Annotated in this window: 13 protein-coding genes and 2 pseudogenes; 7 read left to right on the forward strand and 8 right to left on the reverse strand. The window is 70.2% G+C overall.

Annotated elements, in window-relative coordinates; genetic code table 11:
* Positions 1-153: 153 nt before the first annotated feature.
* Positions 154-954, reverse strand: a complete 801-nt coding sequence (locus tag ABZV38_RS14245) for a DeoR/GlpR family DNA-binding transcription regulator (protein ID WP_356327090.1) — start codon at positions 952-954, stop codon at positions 154-156.
* A gap of 185 nt (positions 955-1,139) precedes the next feature.
* Here ABZV38_RS14245 and ABZV38_RS14250 point away from each other — a divergent pair, with 185 nt between their 5' ends.
* On the forward strand, positions 1,140-2,024 hold the full coding sequence (locus ABZV38_RS14250; protein ID WP_356327092.1) for an SIS domain-containing protein: 885 nt from the start codon (positions 1,140-1,142) through the stop codon (positions 2,022-2,024).
* A gap of 133 nt (positions 2,025-2,157) precedes the next feature.
* Here the strand turns inward: ABZV38_RS14250 and ABZV38_RS14255 are convergent, their stop codons facing one another.
* Positions 2,158-2,325: a hypothetical protein gene (locus ABZV38_RS14255; protein ID WP_356327093.1), complete on the reverse strand. Its 168-nt coding sequence runs from the start codon at positions 2,323-2,325 to the stop codon at positions 2,158-2,160.
* A gap of 107 nt (positions 2,326-2,432) precedes the next feature.
* Positions 2,433-2,945, reverse strand: coding sequence for a MarR family winged helix-turn-helix transcriptional regulator (locus ABZV38_RS14260; RefSeq protein WP_356327094.1), 513 nt, complete (start codon positions 2,943-2,945; stop codon positions 2,433-2,435).
* 55 nt (positions 2,946-3,000) lie between these two features.
* Here ABZV38_RS14260 and ABZV38_RS14265 point away from each other — a divergent pair, with 55 nt between their 5' ends.
* Positions 3,001-3,168: a hypothetical protein gene (locus ABZV38_RS14265; RefSeq protein WP_356327095.1), complete on the forward strand. Its 168-nt coding sequence runs from the start codon at positions 3,001-3,003 to the stop codon at positions 3,166-3,168.
* Positions 3,169-3,432: 264 nt separating this feature from the next.
* On the opposite strand, the gene ABZV38_RS14270 is transcribed toward ABZV38_RS14265, so the two are convergent.
* From ABZV38_RS14270 to ABZV38_RS14280, 3 genes are all read right to left on the reverse strand, one after another.
* Positions 3,433-3,993 (reverse strand): hypothetical protein, encoded by a 561-nt coding sequence (locus ABZV38_RS14270; RefSeq protein WP_356327096.1) that lies wholly within the window; start codon positions 3,991-3,993, stop codon positions 3,433-3,435.
* Positions 3,994-4,390: 397 nt separating this feature from the next.
* On the reverse strand, positions 4,391-6,658 hold the full coding sequence (locus tag ABZV38_RS14275; protein ID WP_356327097.1) for an ATP-binding SpoIIE family protein phosphatase: 2,268 nt from the start codon (positions 6,656-6,658) through the stop codon (positions 4,391-4,393).
* A 279-nt stretch (positions 6,659-6,937) separates the two neighbouring features.
* Positions 6,938-7,717, reverse strand: a complete 780-nt coding sequence (locus ABZV38_RS14280) for a VOC family protein (protein ID WP_356327098.1) — start codon at positions 7,715-7,717, stop codon at positions 6,938-6,940.
* Between the two features lie 386 nt (positions 7,718-8,103).
* Between ABZV38_RS14280 and ABZV38_RS14285 the strand changes: the two genes are divergently transcribed.
* From ABZV38_RS14285 to ABZV38_RS14300, 4 genes and pseudogenes are all read left to right on the forward strand, one after another.
* The gene (locus ABZV38_RS14285) at positions 8,104-9,654 is read left to right on the forward strand and encodes an esterase (RefSeq protein WP_356327099.1); all 1,551 of its coding nucleotides are present in this window, start codon (positions 8,104-8,106) and stop codon (positions 9,652-9,654) included.
* A gap of 157 nt (positions 9,655-9,811) precedes the next feature.
* Complete coding sequence (locus tag ABZV38_RS14290) at positions 9,812-10,234, forward strand: metalloregulator ArsR/SmtB family transcription factor (protein WP_356327100.1); 423 nt, start codon at positions 9,812-9,814, stop codon at positions 10,232-10,234.
* Positions 10,235-10,293: 59 nt separating this feature from the next.
* Positions 10,294-10,965: a DUF6445 family protein gene (locus ABZV38_RS14295; protein WP_356327101.1), complete on the forward strand. Its 672-nt coding sequence runs from the start codon at positions 10,294-10,296 to the stop codon at positions 10,963-10,965.
* 55 nt (positions 10,966-11,020) lie between these two features.
* Positions 11,021-11,392: pseudogene (locus ABZV38_RS14300) on the forward strand (RraA family protein); the annotation flags it as partial.
* Between the two features lie 105 nt (positions 11,393-11,497).
* On the opposite strand, the gene ABZV38_RS14305 reads toward ABZV38_RS14300, so the two are convergent.
* Positions 11,498-12,478 carry an aldo/keto reductase gene (locus tag ABZV38_RS14305; RefSeq protein ID WP_356327102.1) on the reverse strand — a complete coding sequence of 327 codons (981 nt, stop codon included), beginning with the start codon at positions 12,476-12,478 and terminating at the stop codon, positions 11,498-11,500.
* Between the two features lie 595 nt (positions 12,479-13,073).
* Positions 13,074-13,490, reverse strand: a complete 417-nt coding sequence (locus ABZV38_RS14310; RefSeq protein WP_356327103.1) for a Fur family transcriptional regulator — start codon at positions 13,488-13,490, stop codon at positions 13,074-13,076.
* Positions 13,491-13,705: 215 nt separating this feature from the next.
* Between ABZV38_RS14310 and ABZV38_RS14315 the strand changes: the two are divergent.
* Positions 13,706-13,997, forward strand: a pseudogene (locus ABZV38_RS14315) (transcriptional repressor).
* Positions 13,998-14,021: the final 24 nt, after the last annotated feature.

Genomic DNA, 14,021 nt, shown 5'->3' on the forward strand with positions numbered 1-14,021 from the left:
CGACCGGCCAAGTGCCTGTACACGCCGGGCGGTCACGCAACCGGGCACCGCGTGGAGCTGCGCGACTGCACCGGCAAGGCGGACCAGCGGTGGACCGCGCCCCGCAGCTGATCCTGCGCGACGGCATCCTCGCCGGACGGACCGGTGTCACCGTCACACAGCGATGACGGTGACGCCGGCCTCGGTGAAGCGGGCCTTCGCGTCGGGGGTGATGCCGGTGTCGGTGACCAGGAAATCGACCTGGCTGAGATCGCAGACCCGGGCGAAGGCCCGCTTGCCGATCTTCGAGGAGTCTGCGGCCACGACCACCCGCTGCGCCTGCTCGGCGAGCAGCCGGTTGATGCTGGCCTCGCCCTCGTGGTGGACGTACGCCCCGCGCTCGGTGTCGATCGCATTGACGCCCAGTACGGCGACGTCCAGAGTGATTTCGCCCAGCACGCCGCTGGCCAGCGGGCCGGTGAGCTCGTACGACTGAGGCCGGGCCACGCCTCCGGTCACCACGATCTTTATCTGCGGCCGGATCACCAGCTCATTGGCGATGTTGAGGGCGTTGGTCACCACCGTCAGCGTCGGCTGGCCCCCCATCCCGGGGCCGGTGTCGCCGACAAGGTCGGAGCGCACGGCCAGCGAGCGGGCGACCTCGGTGATCGTGGTGCCACCCGTCAGTCCCACCACCTCGCCCACGGCCACGAGTTCGGACACGGCGCGGCCGATGGCCTGCTTCTCCGGGGCGTGGCGTCCCGTCTTGTAGCGCAGTGCCAGCTCGTACGAGACCCCGTGCGCGACGGCGCCACCGCGGGTACGGGTGAGCAGCTGCTGCTCGGCAAGCTGGTCCAGGTCACGACGGATGGTCGCGGCCGAGACATCCAGCGTCGTCGCGGCGTCCTCGACCTCCACCCTGCCGTGCTTCCCGACCAGCTCCAGCAGCGCGTTCCACCGGGTATCCCTGGACAAGAGAATTCTCCTTACAGGTCCGGGATTCGAGCACCCATCCCCTTGGGCGCGGTCACCGGACACGCGCAAGCGTCGCACAAGGTGCTGATCAGTCAAGCCGCCTGCAACAAGAATGCTTGATAATGCTTGCAGTTCAGCTATAACGTGCGCGAACAAGCATCCCATCACCTGTACGGAGTGCAAAAGTGTCATTTGTAGAGATTGAGACAGCCAGTCAGCCGGAGTGCTGGCGTCGCGCCGCCGACCTGGCACCGAGCCAGTCGGCCGCCCTGCCCGCCACCGGCGAGCGCATCGCCGTCGTCGGCTGTGGCACGTCGTTCTACATGGCTCAGGCGTACGCCGCGCTCCGCGAGGAATCCGGACAGGGTGAGTCCGACGCGTTCGCCGCGTCGGAGTTCCCCTTCGGCCGCCGCTACGACCGGGTCGTCGCGCTCACCCGCTCGGGCACCACGACCGAGGTGCTGGACCTGCTGGGCCGGCTCCGCGGCGTCACCCGTACCGTCGCGATCACGGCCGACCCGAACACCCCGGTGATGACCTCGGCCGACGATGTCGTCGTGCTCGACTTCGCCGACGAGCAGTCCGTGGTGCAGACCCGCTTCGCCACTACCGCGCTCACGCTGCTCCGTGCCCACCTCGGCCTGCACACCGACGCCGCGGTCCGCGACGCGGAGACCGCACTCGCCGAGCCGCTGCCCGAAGGCCTGCTGGACTGCACCCAGTTCACCTTCCTCGGCCGGGGCTGGACGGCCGGCCTTGCCAACGAGGCCGCGCTCAAGATGAAGGAGGCATCGCTGTCCTGGACGGAGTCGTACCCCGCGATGGAGTACCGCCACGGCCCGATCAGCATCGCCACCACCGGCACCGCCACCTGGATGTTCGGCGCCGCTCCGGAGGGGCTCGACGACCAGGTGCTGTCGACCGGGGCCCGCTGGGTTGAGAGCGGCCTGGACCCCCTGGCCGAGCTGGTCCGCGTACAGCGCCTGGCGATCGCCCGCGCCGAGGCCGCCGGCATCGACCCGGACAGCCCTCGCCACCTGACCCGCTCGGTGGTCCTCGCGGACGCCTGACCGGTGGATGGACATCGTCGACGCGGCACTCGGCGCTGCCGCCCGGCCGTACGCACTTGATGTGCTGCCGGGGGCCGGACGGCACCTGAGGCGGCCGGCTTGGCCGGTGACTGTTGCTGTCTCCGGCTCGGGCTCAGGCGGCCCGGCGCCGGGCGATGCAGTTGTGGGCGTCGGTCTCCGCGTAGTAGGTGCGGCCGGAGCGGCTGTACCGGCGCCGGCGTTGTTCGCTGGCCAGGCGGTAGACCGTGCCGACGGGGACCTGCCACAGGCGTGCGTTGGTGCGCGCGACCGAGCGCACCATCTGCCGCTGAGAACCCTGCGGGTGTCCCCCCGGGCAGCCGTCGCCCCTCTGGACCGTTCCGTAACCCCGCCTCGTCCGCGCCCCACCGCGGCCCTCGCGTCACCGGCTCATACCTCCACCCGGGTGCGGGCCCGGTCGTCGGCGACGAGCACCCGGCGCAGCAGTGCGGACAGGGTCGCCCGCTCGGCCGGGGACAGTTCCCCGAGGAACGCCGCCTGTGAGCGCTCGGCCACGTCCCGCAGCTCCCGCTGGAGCCGCCGCCCCTCGGCCGTGAGCGCGACAACCTGTCTGCGGCGGTCGGCCGGGTCGCGGTCGCGCCGCACCAGGCCGCGCTTCTCGACGGTGTCGAGGTGGCCGACGAGGTGGCTGCGGTTGCGGCCGAGCCGGTCGGCCAGCTCGTGCTGGGGCAGCACGCCGAAGTCCGCGAGCGCCGTGAGTGCGGCGAAGTGCGGTAGCCGCAGGCCGTATTCGGCGATGCCCCAGATCAGCGCGTCGTGCCCGATCCCGGCGACATGGCTCGCCAGACAGGAGGGGAGGGTGAGCAGGCCCGGCGGCCGCAGCACCTCACTGCCGCCCGGCTGCCCCGGAGCGCCCGGGCCACAGATCTCGGCTTCCTTCATGGAACCGGCGTAGCAATTTTCTGATGTAATCATGTCATCGTGCCACGATGTCTGTGTGACGTTAAAACTGCCGGAATGCGGCCGTGGCCCCTGTGCCGCGCACACCGATTACTGGTGGGACAGCACCCAGCCGACCGGCACCACGGTGTACTACCGCGTCACGGTCCACTACGCGGACGGCACCGAGTCGGGCGCGTCCCAGACCGTCGCCGTGACCGACTGAGCGCACCTGCACCGAGCGCATCCACGCAGGCGGCGCTCCGCCAGGGGCACTGGAAGTTGAACTTCCGGTCCCCCTCGCCATGCCGTCGGCGTTGCACGCACTCAGCAGCGTCTGCCCGACGACAGCTCCTCATTGCCCGTGGCGACCGGGCGGGTCGGGTCCGCCGAGTCCTTGCGGTGGATGTGCAACCGCGAAGGGGCCCGCCGGCCTTCACGGCCGCGGGCCCCGGACTCTCACTGCCGACACGGGTCGGGCTGCCTTTCACTACTCCTCGAAGTAGGCGTCCAGTACGGCGTCGAGTTCTTCCGCCCACTCCTTGAGGCTGCTCCTGGCTGCCGCCTCGACCTCGGCATTGAACCAGCGGCGGGTCGACATATGGACAGTGACGGTGAACCTGCGCCCGAACCGGGACGACTTCACCTCGACCGCACCGATTTCGTCCCAGCGGAAATCGGCCTCCTGATCGTCCAGCGTGAACCGGATGCCATGACGGTCCGCGGTGATCGAACCCCGGCGGTCGCTGACCTCGAATACGGGCCCGTCCGCTGCCTTCTCGTCCTTCTCCTCTCCCCCCTTCTCCATGTCCGCCCCATCCGCCGCATCCGCCGCGTCCGCCGCGTCCTGCGCGTCCTGCGCGTCGGAAGCGGCAGCCTCTGCGGCGGCCGGGTCTTCGGGGGTGGCGTCCTCGGGCGCCGGCTCCTCGGTCTTCTCCTGGTCCTCGTCGGACGCCCCGGCGATGCGGGGGGCCGTGAGACCAGGGATGTACGCCGGGTCTGTCCCTGCGGCGTACGCGGGCTGAGTCTTCGGGTCTATGCGCTGCTCCACGGCGGGCAGTATGGCCGACGAACCTGTACGAGACCAGCAAGTGCCGGACGGAGTCGGCGCGGGCCGCGCACGCCGGCACGCTCCGGACGAGCGCGGACCTCGCCGCACGGAAGACCGGACCTCGGCCGACGCCGCCGGACCGCACACCGCCAGATAGACCAACACCACTGGTCACGCAGAGATCTGACCGTCATTCACCCGCCGACCAGAAAAGGGGCGGACACGGCATCCGTGCCCGCCCCACACATTTCACCGACAGATCATTCGGTGGAATCGACGGCACCAGCTGCGGCACGCTGGGACTTCTTCGACGAACGGGCCCCGCGCTCGTCATCTCCACCCCTCCCGCACAGCGATATTCCTGCCACCCCGCGAGATGGCGCATCAACACCGTCATTCAGCCGGAATCGCAATCCGGAATCGCAATATCGAACCAGGTCGTTTTTCCGCGCCCCGCCGGCGAACTACCCCAATCGCCGGCCAGCGCGTCGACAATCAGCAGACCGCGCCCGGACTCGGCTTCCTGGTTGTTCTCCTCGTCCGCGACGATCGAGGTGGGCACGGGTGGGTGCGGGTCACTGTCACGGACCTCGACCCGGATCCGGTCCGGGTACTCCCGCAACCGCAGCTCCACTTCGCTGTGAGCGTGGATCAGAGCGTTGGTGACGACCTCGGAGGTCAACAGTTCCATGGTCTCCAGCAGCGGCACCATGTCCCATTCACTCAGCAGGTCCCGCAGGAATTCCCGGACCTGTGAGACCCCCTGCAGGTGGTGACGCTGCACCGACGTCCGTGCCACCCGCCGGTGCCCCCGGGGCTGGGCTCCCTCGTACCGCACCAGCAGCAGGGCCGCGTCGTCGGCGAGGACCCGCCACCCGCGGCGGTCCTGGACGAGACGGTCGGCCAGCACCTCCAGGTTGTCGCCGCAGTGGTCGGCCAGCACACGGCCGAGTCTCTCCATCGCCGCGTCCGACCCGAGCAGCCGCCCGTCCAGCAGACCGTCCGTGAAGAGCGCCATCACCGACCCCGCCGCCACCTGCACCTCGCTCTGCTCGTACCGGGCCTGTGCATCGACGCCCAACGGCGGCCCCACGGGCAGCGATTCGGTAACGCCGTTTCCGTCCGAGTCGACGATGAGCGGGCTCGGGTGGCCCGCGGTCGCCGTGGTGGCGGTCCCGCTCGCGAGGTCGAGCCACACACAGCAGCACGTGGCATACAGATCCGTTCCCAGCCCGGAGAGCAGCCGGTTGCTCCGTTCCAGCACCGTGGCCGGGTCGTGCCCCTCGGCGGCGTACGCCCTGACGCCGCTGCGCAGTTGGCCCATCACCGCCACCGCCTCCAGACTGTGGCCCTCCACATCGCCGATGACCAGGCCCATTCCGCCGCCGGGCGGCGAGACGATGTCGTACCAGTCGCCTCCCACCTCCGCCCGGTCGGTCGCCGGGAGGTAGCGGGCCGTGGCGACCGCCTCGGTCATGTGCGGGAGGCTGCGGGGCAGCAGGCTGCGCTGCAGGGTCTGGGTGAGCGCGTGCTCGATCTCGTAGGAGCGGGCCCGTTCCAGGGACTGGCCCACCTGCTCCAGCATGATCGTCAGTACGGCAAGCTGCTCTGGCGCGAACGGAGGCGCGGGTTCCGGGAACTCCAGGACGCAGCAGCCCATGGCCCGCCCGTTGGACACCAGGGGGAGGTAGGCGCGGGCCTGGGCTTCCGGGTCGGGGTCGATGTCCGGATAGGCCTGCCGCAGCGCCTCGGCCGTCGGGAAGGACTGGATCTCGATCGTGCGAAGGGTGTCCGTCTCCGGGGTGCGGTGGGACAGCAGGGTGCCTTCGACCCGCTGGACCGCCTCGCGCGAAAACCCTGCCGCGCCGACCACATGGAGGCGGCCCTGCTCGGCGAGACACAGCATCACCGCCCGGCCGCCGAAGGGTCGGACCACTTGGCTGTCCGCGGCGGCGAGGACGTCCCGGATGTGCACCGCGGCCGTGAGTTCGGCGGCGAGCCTCTGCAACTGGTAGAGAAACGTGCTGCCGGTCGGTTTGGGAACTGCCGGTGCCCACGGTCCGCCTGGGTCGGCCTGAACAGCCGCTCCCGTGACGGGGGCGCCCCGGTCACGCGGCACCTCGGCGATGAACAGCGGGACGTACGGCGCCTTCATCCACGCGCCCCGCGCCGCGAGATCCGTCAGCTCGACAGCCAGGTCGTCCGCGACGGCCTGAAGGAAATCCAGCGTATCGGTGGCCACCGGCCGCGGCGGCACCCAGCGCACACTCAGCGCACCGAACCGGTTCCGGACGGTCCGCACCGGCGCGGAGGCGACCATCATCGGATACGGATTGTGGAGGAAGAGCGCCGGGGACCGGCGGGTCAGCTCCCGTAGATCCGTGTTCTCGAACAGCACCAGCTTCCCGGCCTGGTGCGCCCTCGCCGTGGAAAAGTTACGGTCGTCCGCCGCCATGCCCGACGGAACAGTGAAGCTCAGGGTGGTGTCGACCATCATCGCTGCTGCGAGCGCCCGGTCGTCCTCGGTCAGCAGATAGGCGGTGCACGTGCTGCAGTCGAGGCGGCGGTCGAGCCGCCGCAGAGCGACGGCGATGACGCGGTCGCGCGACGTCAGCGGCGGCCCGGTCGGCCCCTGGGGGTGTGCCGCGGAGGATGGGGAGTCCATGAGATCCACCCCGGGGCATCGACGACAGGTGGGGGGGTGCGGCTGCCCCGCTGCTCGGCGATATATGCCGTAGCCATTTCAGTATGGGCGCAAACCGCTAGGTACGCGCCCCCTCGCGGCGCCATCCGGGTACCCGCGTGGCATCCGTGATCCGATGCCCTCAGTGGCGCCACGCCCCGGAATGCCCGCCCTGTGCGTACGGTCGCGGACAGGCCGGGACGCCGCTCGGCCCGCCGGCCGACGGGCAGAGCGGCCTCCCGGAGGTGTGCGGCTCCCCCGTCAGGCCGACGGGGGTGCGGGCTTGAGGACGGCGAACGGCGCGCCGAACGGGTCGGCGAGCCAGGCGATCCGGCCGACGTCCGGAACGTCCGCCGCGGGCATCAGCACCGCTCCGCCGTTCTCCTGCGTCCTGGAGACGATGTCGTCGGCATCCGCAGCGTCGAAGTACGGCATCCAGCGCGGCTGCATGCCGTTCTGGGCCTGGGCGAGGCCGCCGAAGCTCGCGTCCTGTTGATCGCCGTCCGCGGTGGAGAGCACGATGTAGGTCATTCCGGGGACTTCCATCTCCTGGCTCCGCCAGCCGAACAGCGACCGGTAGAAGGCCAGTGCCGCGGAAGTGTCGCCGACGTGCAGCTCGACCCAGCACAGCGTGTTGGGCTCCGAGGTCTTCTCCAGGCCCCTGACACCAACGGGCTGCCAGACCGAGAACTCGGCGCCGCCCGGGTCGGTGAAACAGGACATCCGTCCGGCGTCCATGACATCGAACGGCTCGACCCGTACGGTCCCGCCGCCCTGCTCCACGGCTTTCGCCGTCGCGTCGGCGTCGGGGGTCTGGAAGTAGACCGTCCAGGCCGGACTTGCGCCCTCCTCCGTGAGCGGGCCGACAGCAGCGACGGTCTTGCCGTCCTTCTGGAAGAAGCCGTAGCCGCCGGCCTCGGGCCCTGCCGAATCAAAGTTCCAGCCGAACACCGCGCCGTAGAAGTTCGCGGCGGCCGCGGTGTCGGTGCTGCCGAGGTCGAGCCAGCTGGGTGCGCCGGTCACGAAATGAGTGCTGAGCATGGGATGTCCTCCTTCGACGGATCGACGCGCGGCCGATCCGGTGGGACCGCGGTCACGCTGCCGTATCGACCGGACCGAGTCCCGCACGGGTCGCCCCGGAGATGGTCACGGCCATCTGACACCCAAAGCCCTGGGGACGGGGGAATGACGCTCCGGAGTCCTCCGAATCATGAGGTTCCTCCGAAGGACCTGGACCCGGCGTGAACCGCCCGCACGGACCGCAACGACCCCAAAGTGATCTTCTTCGGAAAACCGGACACACCCTACGTACAACCCTTGTGCCCCATGCGCTGTCATACACGGCACCGGACAAGGAACGGGCCCTCTCCGGATTACCCCCCGCGCCCCCGAGCAAGCCCGGCCCTTCGTGAGCCAAGGAGCCGCTCATGCGCAAGAACCGCTCGGCCGCCGTTGCGGCGGCATCGTTTCTCCTCGTGACGGGCGCGGCCATCGCCTCGGCCCCGTCCGCGTACGCCGGTACCCCCGGCGGCACGCACGCCAACGACCGCAACACCGACTTCAACGGCGACGGCTACGACGACGTGCTCGTCGGCTCTCCCGGTGCGGCGGTCGGCGGGTACAAGGGCGCGGGCATGGTCACCGTGCAGTACGGCGGCCCGAAGGGCATGGGCACGACCAATGTCCGGGCCTTCAGCCAGAACTCCTCCGGGGTGGCCGGAGCCGCCGAGACCGGCGACAACTTCGGCAAGGCCGTGGCCACCGGCGACCTCGACAGCGACGGCTACGACGACGCGGTCGTCGGTATCCCCGGCGAGGACATCGGTGCCGTCTCCAACGCGGGCGGCGTGGTCGTCCTGTGGGGCACGCCCAAGGGCCTCACCGGGTCGGTGAGCAACTGGCTGCAGGCCGACGATCTCACCACGAGCGGCAGATTCGGCACCGCACTCGCCGCGGCCCGCTTCTCGGACACCACACCCGGCGACCTGCTGGCAGTCATGGACTCGGTCGGACTGACCACCTACCAGTTCGAGCCGGCCACCGAGCCCGGCGCGAAGAGCGTCGGCCCGCAGTCGCGGCAGCCGCAGCAGAAGGCGCGTACGACGCTCACCTCGCCGCCGAAGACGGCGCTCGCCAGGTCCGGTGCCGACGAGCCGCCGGGCATCCAGCCCAAGTCGATGACCACCGGCGACTACGACAACAACGGCTATGCCGACCTGATCGTCTCCGGCACCAGCGTGGGTGACGAACCGGGCCACGGCTGGTCGTACATCCTCCCCGGCACCGCGTCCAACGACGAGCCGCTGCCGGTCACCGCGGTACGCGGCGGCCCGGTCGTCGCCTCCGGCGACATCAACGGCGACGGCTACGACGACCTGGTCACCGGTGAGCCGCACAGCCCGGACGACGGCGGCGAGAGCATGACCGGCGGCATGGTCGGCGTCTACTACGGCAGCTCGGCCGGACCCGCGGGGCAGGAGGGCCCTGGCACCCCGCCGGTGTGGTGGACCCAGGACTCGCCGGGCGTGCCGGGCACGAACGAGCGGGGCGACGGCTTCGGCACCGACCTCTCCGTCGGCGACACGAACAAGGACGGATTCGCGGACCTGGCGATCGGCGTCTCCGGCGAGGACATCGGCACCGTGCCGGACGCGGGCGCCTTCATCGTCCTGCGCGGTGCGGCCCGGGGCCTGACGTCCACCGGCGCGCTGTCGGCGAACCAGGGCACCACCCGTGTCCCGGGCACCGTCGAGAAGGGCGACAAGTTCGGCGGCCAGGTCTCCTTCACCGACCCCAACGACGACGGCCGGTTCGGCCTGCTCGTCTCGGCACCGAGCGAGAACACGAACGACGGCTTCGTCTGGGTCTTCTCCGCGGGCACCGGCGGCATCACCACCTCCGGTTCCTGGAGCTACGGCGCGAGCGCCTTCGGCGGCCCGACGGCGGACGCGTTGTACGGGGCGGCGATCGACGACTGACGGGCGTGCCGGACACCCGTCCGTCATGCGTCATCGGTGCCCCGGAGCGCGAGCTCCGGGGCACCGGGTCCTCCCGCGTCCTTGGCCGCTGCCGAACCTCGCCGCGCAGGTATGCCTGAACATTCATTCATGTATTCATCTCCGTAGGATGGTGACCATGGGCCACGGAGTGAACACCCCCGACAGCAGAGCCGCGGCGCCGCATACCCGCCTGACCCCGCAGAACGCTCCGCAGGTCGCCACCATGCTCCAGGCGCTGTCCGCGCCCTCCCGACTGCTGATCCTGGCGCGGCTGCGCGAAGGGCCGTGCGCCGCGACCGAGCTGGCGACCGCTGTCGGCATGGAGCAGTCCGCCTGCTCCCACCAGCTTCGCCTGCTGCGCAATCTCGGCCTGGTCACCGGCACCCGCCAGGGCCGCTCCGTGGTCTACGCACTCCACGACGACCAGGTCGCCGCACTCCTCGATCAGGCCCTGTACCGCGTGGAGCACCTCCGCCCCGGCCTCACCGACACCCCAACCGAGGCTCCGGTGAGCCACCTTGACGAGACGGCAGGCACAACCGGCATGGGAAACCCTTGACGTAAGGTTGACCGCTTGCCTGGAGATCCGAGGGAACCCCGGCGGCTACGGTCCCTCCCATGTCTCTGAGACCTCCTCCCCTCCCGGTCCTCCCGTACCGCAAGCCGACGCGCGGCCGGGACTACTGGGTGCTGGACGACGTGTTGCCGGATGCGGACACCACCCGGGAGCGTTGCCTGGCCAGGGAGGACTGGACGGAGGGCTACCCTCACAAACCCGAGAGCTGGCCGGGGCTGCGCGCCATGCCGGGGCTCGAGCCGGGCGAACTGGCGCAGGTGGAGCGGCTGGTGAGAAAGGCGACCGGCGCCCAGGAACTCCGGGCCGAACACCCCTCGGGCGGCGGCACGTTCAACCACAACTGTGTCCAGGTCGTCGGTGAGGGTGAATGCGAGCCGCGCCCCCACACCGACTCGCGGACACTCTGCCGCTACGCCGCGGTGCTCTATCTCAACCCCGGGGTGCCCAAGGACTGCGGGACCAGCTTCTACCGCCAGAGCCTGCCCGGCGGAGTCCTGGGCGGCAACCAGGTGACCGCGCCGCACAACAACCTCGTCGACGCGCTGGGCACCCGTTTCGTGTCGCCGGACTCCTTCGTCGAGGACGTACGGGTCCCGCACCGCGCCAACCGACTGCTGCTCTACTCCGCCAATATGATCCACAGCGCCAGCGGTTACTGGGGTCGCACCCTGGCGGAGAAGCGGATGACGGCCGTCTTCTTCTGGAAGGCCTGACTCCACGGCCCACGGTGGGACGAATGCCGGAACGAAGGAAGAACATGAAGGACGCCACCGATGCACGGTCGCCCAGCGCCGAGGGGTCGCGGGGTTCGTGCTCGACGGGATGATCCGTGACCTCGCCGAGGTGCGCGAGATGGGCTTTCCCGTCTTTGCCAGGGGAGTCATCCCCGTCCCGGGGACGAAGTCGGCCGTTGTGCCGCTGGGTGGCCAGGTACGGTGCGGCGGGGTGAACCTGCATGCCGGCGACATCGTGGTGGCCGACGAAGAGGGCATTGTGGTCACTCCCCGCGCCCGCCGGGAGCAGGTACTCCTCGATGCCCGGGCGAAGTTGGCCAAGAAGGCCGCCGAATCCCTCGATGCGTGGGAGGAGGCGCATCGCGCCCGCATCGACATGATCCTGGGCGAGAACGGCGCCGCGTAGCAGCCCACCGGCTCCGGGGCGCCCCCGCGCCCCGGCCCGAGGCCGGCGGTCGCCCGGGGTCACGCAGGCCTCCGGGCGATCACGCCCGGCCCTTGTGTCAGCGGCTCACTGGTAGCGGCCGCCCTCCGGCGCGGGAAGTGCGTCGAGCTCGGCCAGGTCCGCCGCGCCCAGTTCCAGGTCCCCTGCCCCGACGTTGTCCGCCAGGTACTTGGGCGTCTTGGTCCCGGGGATGGGGATGACGTACTGCCCCTGGGCCCTCACCCAGGCCAGCGCCACCTGCGCCGGGGTGACACCGATGCGCTCGGCGATCTCCCGCACCTGGCCGACGATGGCGAGGTTGGTGCGCAGCGCGTCCTGCTGGAAGCGCGGCAGCCGGCGCCGGAAGTCGTCCTCCGGCAGGTCGTCGAACGACGAGGACCGCCCGGTGAGAAAGCCCCGCCCGAGCGGCGAGAACGGCAGGAAGGCGATGCCCTGCTCGTTGCAGTAGGGCAGGACATCGGCCAGCGCGTCGCGGGTCCAGAGCGACATCTCGGACTGCACCGACGTCACGGGGTGTACCGCCTGCGCCCGCTTGATGTCGTCCACCGTCGCCTCGGACAGGCCGATGTGCCGCGCCTTGCCCGCCGCAACGGTCTCCGCCATGGCTCCCCAGGTCTCCTCGATCGGCACCTGCGGGTCCACCCGGTGGAGCTGGTAGAGGTCCACGTGATCGGTGCCGAGCCGGCGCAGGCTCTCGTCGATCGACTTGCGTACGCGTTCCGGGCGGCCGTCGTTGACGATGAGAGGGGAGTTGTCGGGGCCACCGGTCGGGTCGCTCACGACCAGGCCGACCTTGGTGGCCAGCACCGCGCGCTCGCGATGCCCGCCCGCCAGTGCCCGGCCCACCAGCTCCTCGTTGGTGTACGGCCCGTACACGTCGGCGGTGTCGATGAGCGTCGCACCGAGGTCGAGTGCCTGACGGATCACCGCGATCGACGTGTCGTCGTCCCGCGGTGCCGCCATGTCGTAGCCGAAGCTCATGCCCATGCAGCCCAGGCCGATGACACCGGCCTCCGGTCCCTTGCTGCCCAGTGTGGTGGTACGCATGCGTTCTTCCTCTCGGTCGTTTCGGTCCGGATCAGCTCGAGGAGGGCTTCGCCGGGTACTCCTCGTCGGTGACGTGCTCGCCCGACGCGTCGTACGGGAAGCAGATCTTCAGCGCCCGTCCAGCGTGCTGGACGGGCTCGCCGCGTGGCAGGCCGTGCTGTTCCGGGGAGCCACCAGCGGGGTGCGGCAGGGCCCCTCACTCAGCTGCCCCGCAGGTCACAGTGCTGCCGGACTGCGTGGCAGGGAGCGAGGCGCGCGAGCGACGCCGCCCCCTGCAGTGTGCCCCACAGCCGCATCGTGGCTGTGCTGTCGCAACGTCATGCTCGCTGGATGTGCTGGAAGTTGGCCCGGGATGGGTCAGTCCGAGCGAGTGCGGCACCGACAAGCCCACGGCGAGCGGCACCACACCCCTGAAGCCGGCCGGCCCGCTCTCCATCCGGGCGCGGTGACTGATCCGCAGCAGCGATGAGCCGCTGCCGGGCGAGCGAATCAGCCGGCCAGGTCGGCACGGCTGCGACGCGCAAGCCGGCGATCCATCAGAACGAACGTCACATGGGCGTTACGGGCGCCATTTCGGCGTCACGACAGCGTGACCTCATCGGGAGGCGCAGGATGGACACAGTCCGCGATAGGTGACCTCGACCTCGGACAGCGTGAACCCGAACCGTTCCTCCGCCGGGAGGTCGGCAAGCGGATCGCCGGTCGGGTGGACATCGCGGATGGCGCCGCAGCCGGAGCACACCAGGTGCTGGTGCGGGTGGTGCGCGTTGGGGTCGTAGCGCTTGGCGCGGCCTTCGGTGGAGAGCTCCATGACCTCACCGAGGGAGACCAGCTCGCCAAGGGTGTTGTAGACGGTCGCCCGGGAGATCTCGGGCAGTCGCTGCGTCGCGCGGACGTGCACCTCGTCTGCCGTGAGATGCACGTGGTCGCCGTCGAGGACTTCCGCAACAACACGCCGCTGGGACGTCATCCGCCAGCCACGCCCTCGCAACCGCTCCAGCAGGTCACTCATATCGCTTCACCTGTTCAGGTTCCGTGGGATACACGGAACCTGAAGTGCGCGTCCGTGTTCCGATTGGATATGGGCTTGGCGTACTTCTTGACTTGGACTCTGTCTATCGTAGGCTCGGTGCCGAGGATAGACCAGAGACAGAAAGACTCCGGCCCGGCAGGAGACAGAGACGTGAGGCGACTACCGTCGCGGAGGTGCACCGTGCCGGCCCGCGGGTGGTGGCCGCCCGCGTCACGCTGTCCGGGGCCGTCCAGGACGGTGACCACCTCGACGCCGAGGCGATGGCTTCCGGGGCGCGTGATCGTGCAGGCCACTTTCTCTCTTCACGTCGTGAGCGAGGGGCCCGCCCCTCGCTCACCGCACCGTGTGCAGATCGTGCCGTGGCATGGCCGAGGTCGGCGAGGCCCCTGCCCGGCCGCGTCCGACGACCACGGCTTCTCGATCGACGAGGCCGAGGTCACCCCCTGGGGCCTGCGCTCCGACTGTTCTGCCGCCCGTAGTTCCTGAGCTCCGTGATCCACCAAGTCAAGA

The sequence above is a fragment of the Streptomyces sp. NPDC005181 genome, from assembly GCF_040608395.1.
Taxonomy (GTDB): Bacteria; Actinomycetota; Actinomycetes; order Streptomycetales; family Streptomycetaceae; genus Streptomyces.

Excerpts from the sequence above, each read along its gene's own strand:
- ABZV38_RS14255 (WP_356327093.1), bottom strand. The coding sequence starts at position 2,325 with ATGGTGCGCTCGGTCGCGCGCACCAACGCACGCCTGTGGCAGGTCCCC.
- ABZV38_RS14260 (WP_356327094.1), bottom strand. The coding sequence starts at position 2,945 with ATGAAGGAAGCCGAGATCTGTGGCCCGGGCGCTCCGGGGCAGCCGGGC.
- ABZV38_RS14275 (WP_356327097.1), bottom strand. The coding sequence starts at position 6,658 with ATGGACTCCCCATCCTCCGCGGCACACCCCCAGGGGCCGACCGGGCCG.
- ABZV38_RS14280 (WP_356327098.1), bottom strand. The coding sequence starts at position 7,717 with ATGCTCAGCACTCATTTCGTGACCGGCGCACCCAGCTGGCTCGACCTC.
- ABZV38_RS14285 (WP_356327099.1), top strand. The coding sequence starts at position 8,104 with ATGCGCAAGAACCGCTCGGCCGCCGTTGCGGCGGCATCGTTTCTCCTC.
- ABZV38_RS14290 (WP_356327100.1), top strand. The coding sequence starts at position 9,812 with ATGGGCCACGGAGTGAACACCCCCGACAGCAGAGCCGCGGCGCCGCAT.
- ABZV38_RS14295 (WP_356327101.1), top strand. The coding sequence starts at position 10,294 with ATGTCTCTGAGACCTCCTCCCCTCCCGGTCCTCCCGTACCGCAAGCCG.
- ABZV38_RS14305 (WP_356327102.1), bottom strand. The coding sequence starts at position 12,478 with ATGCGTACCACCACACTGGGCAGCAAGGGACCGGAGGCCGGTGTCATC.
- ABZV38_RS14310 (WP_356327103.1), bottom strand. The coding sequence starts at position 13,490 with ATGAGTGACCTGCTGGAGCGGTTGCGAGGGCGTGGCTGGCGGATGACG.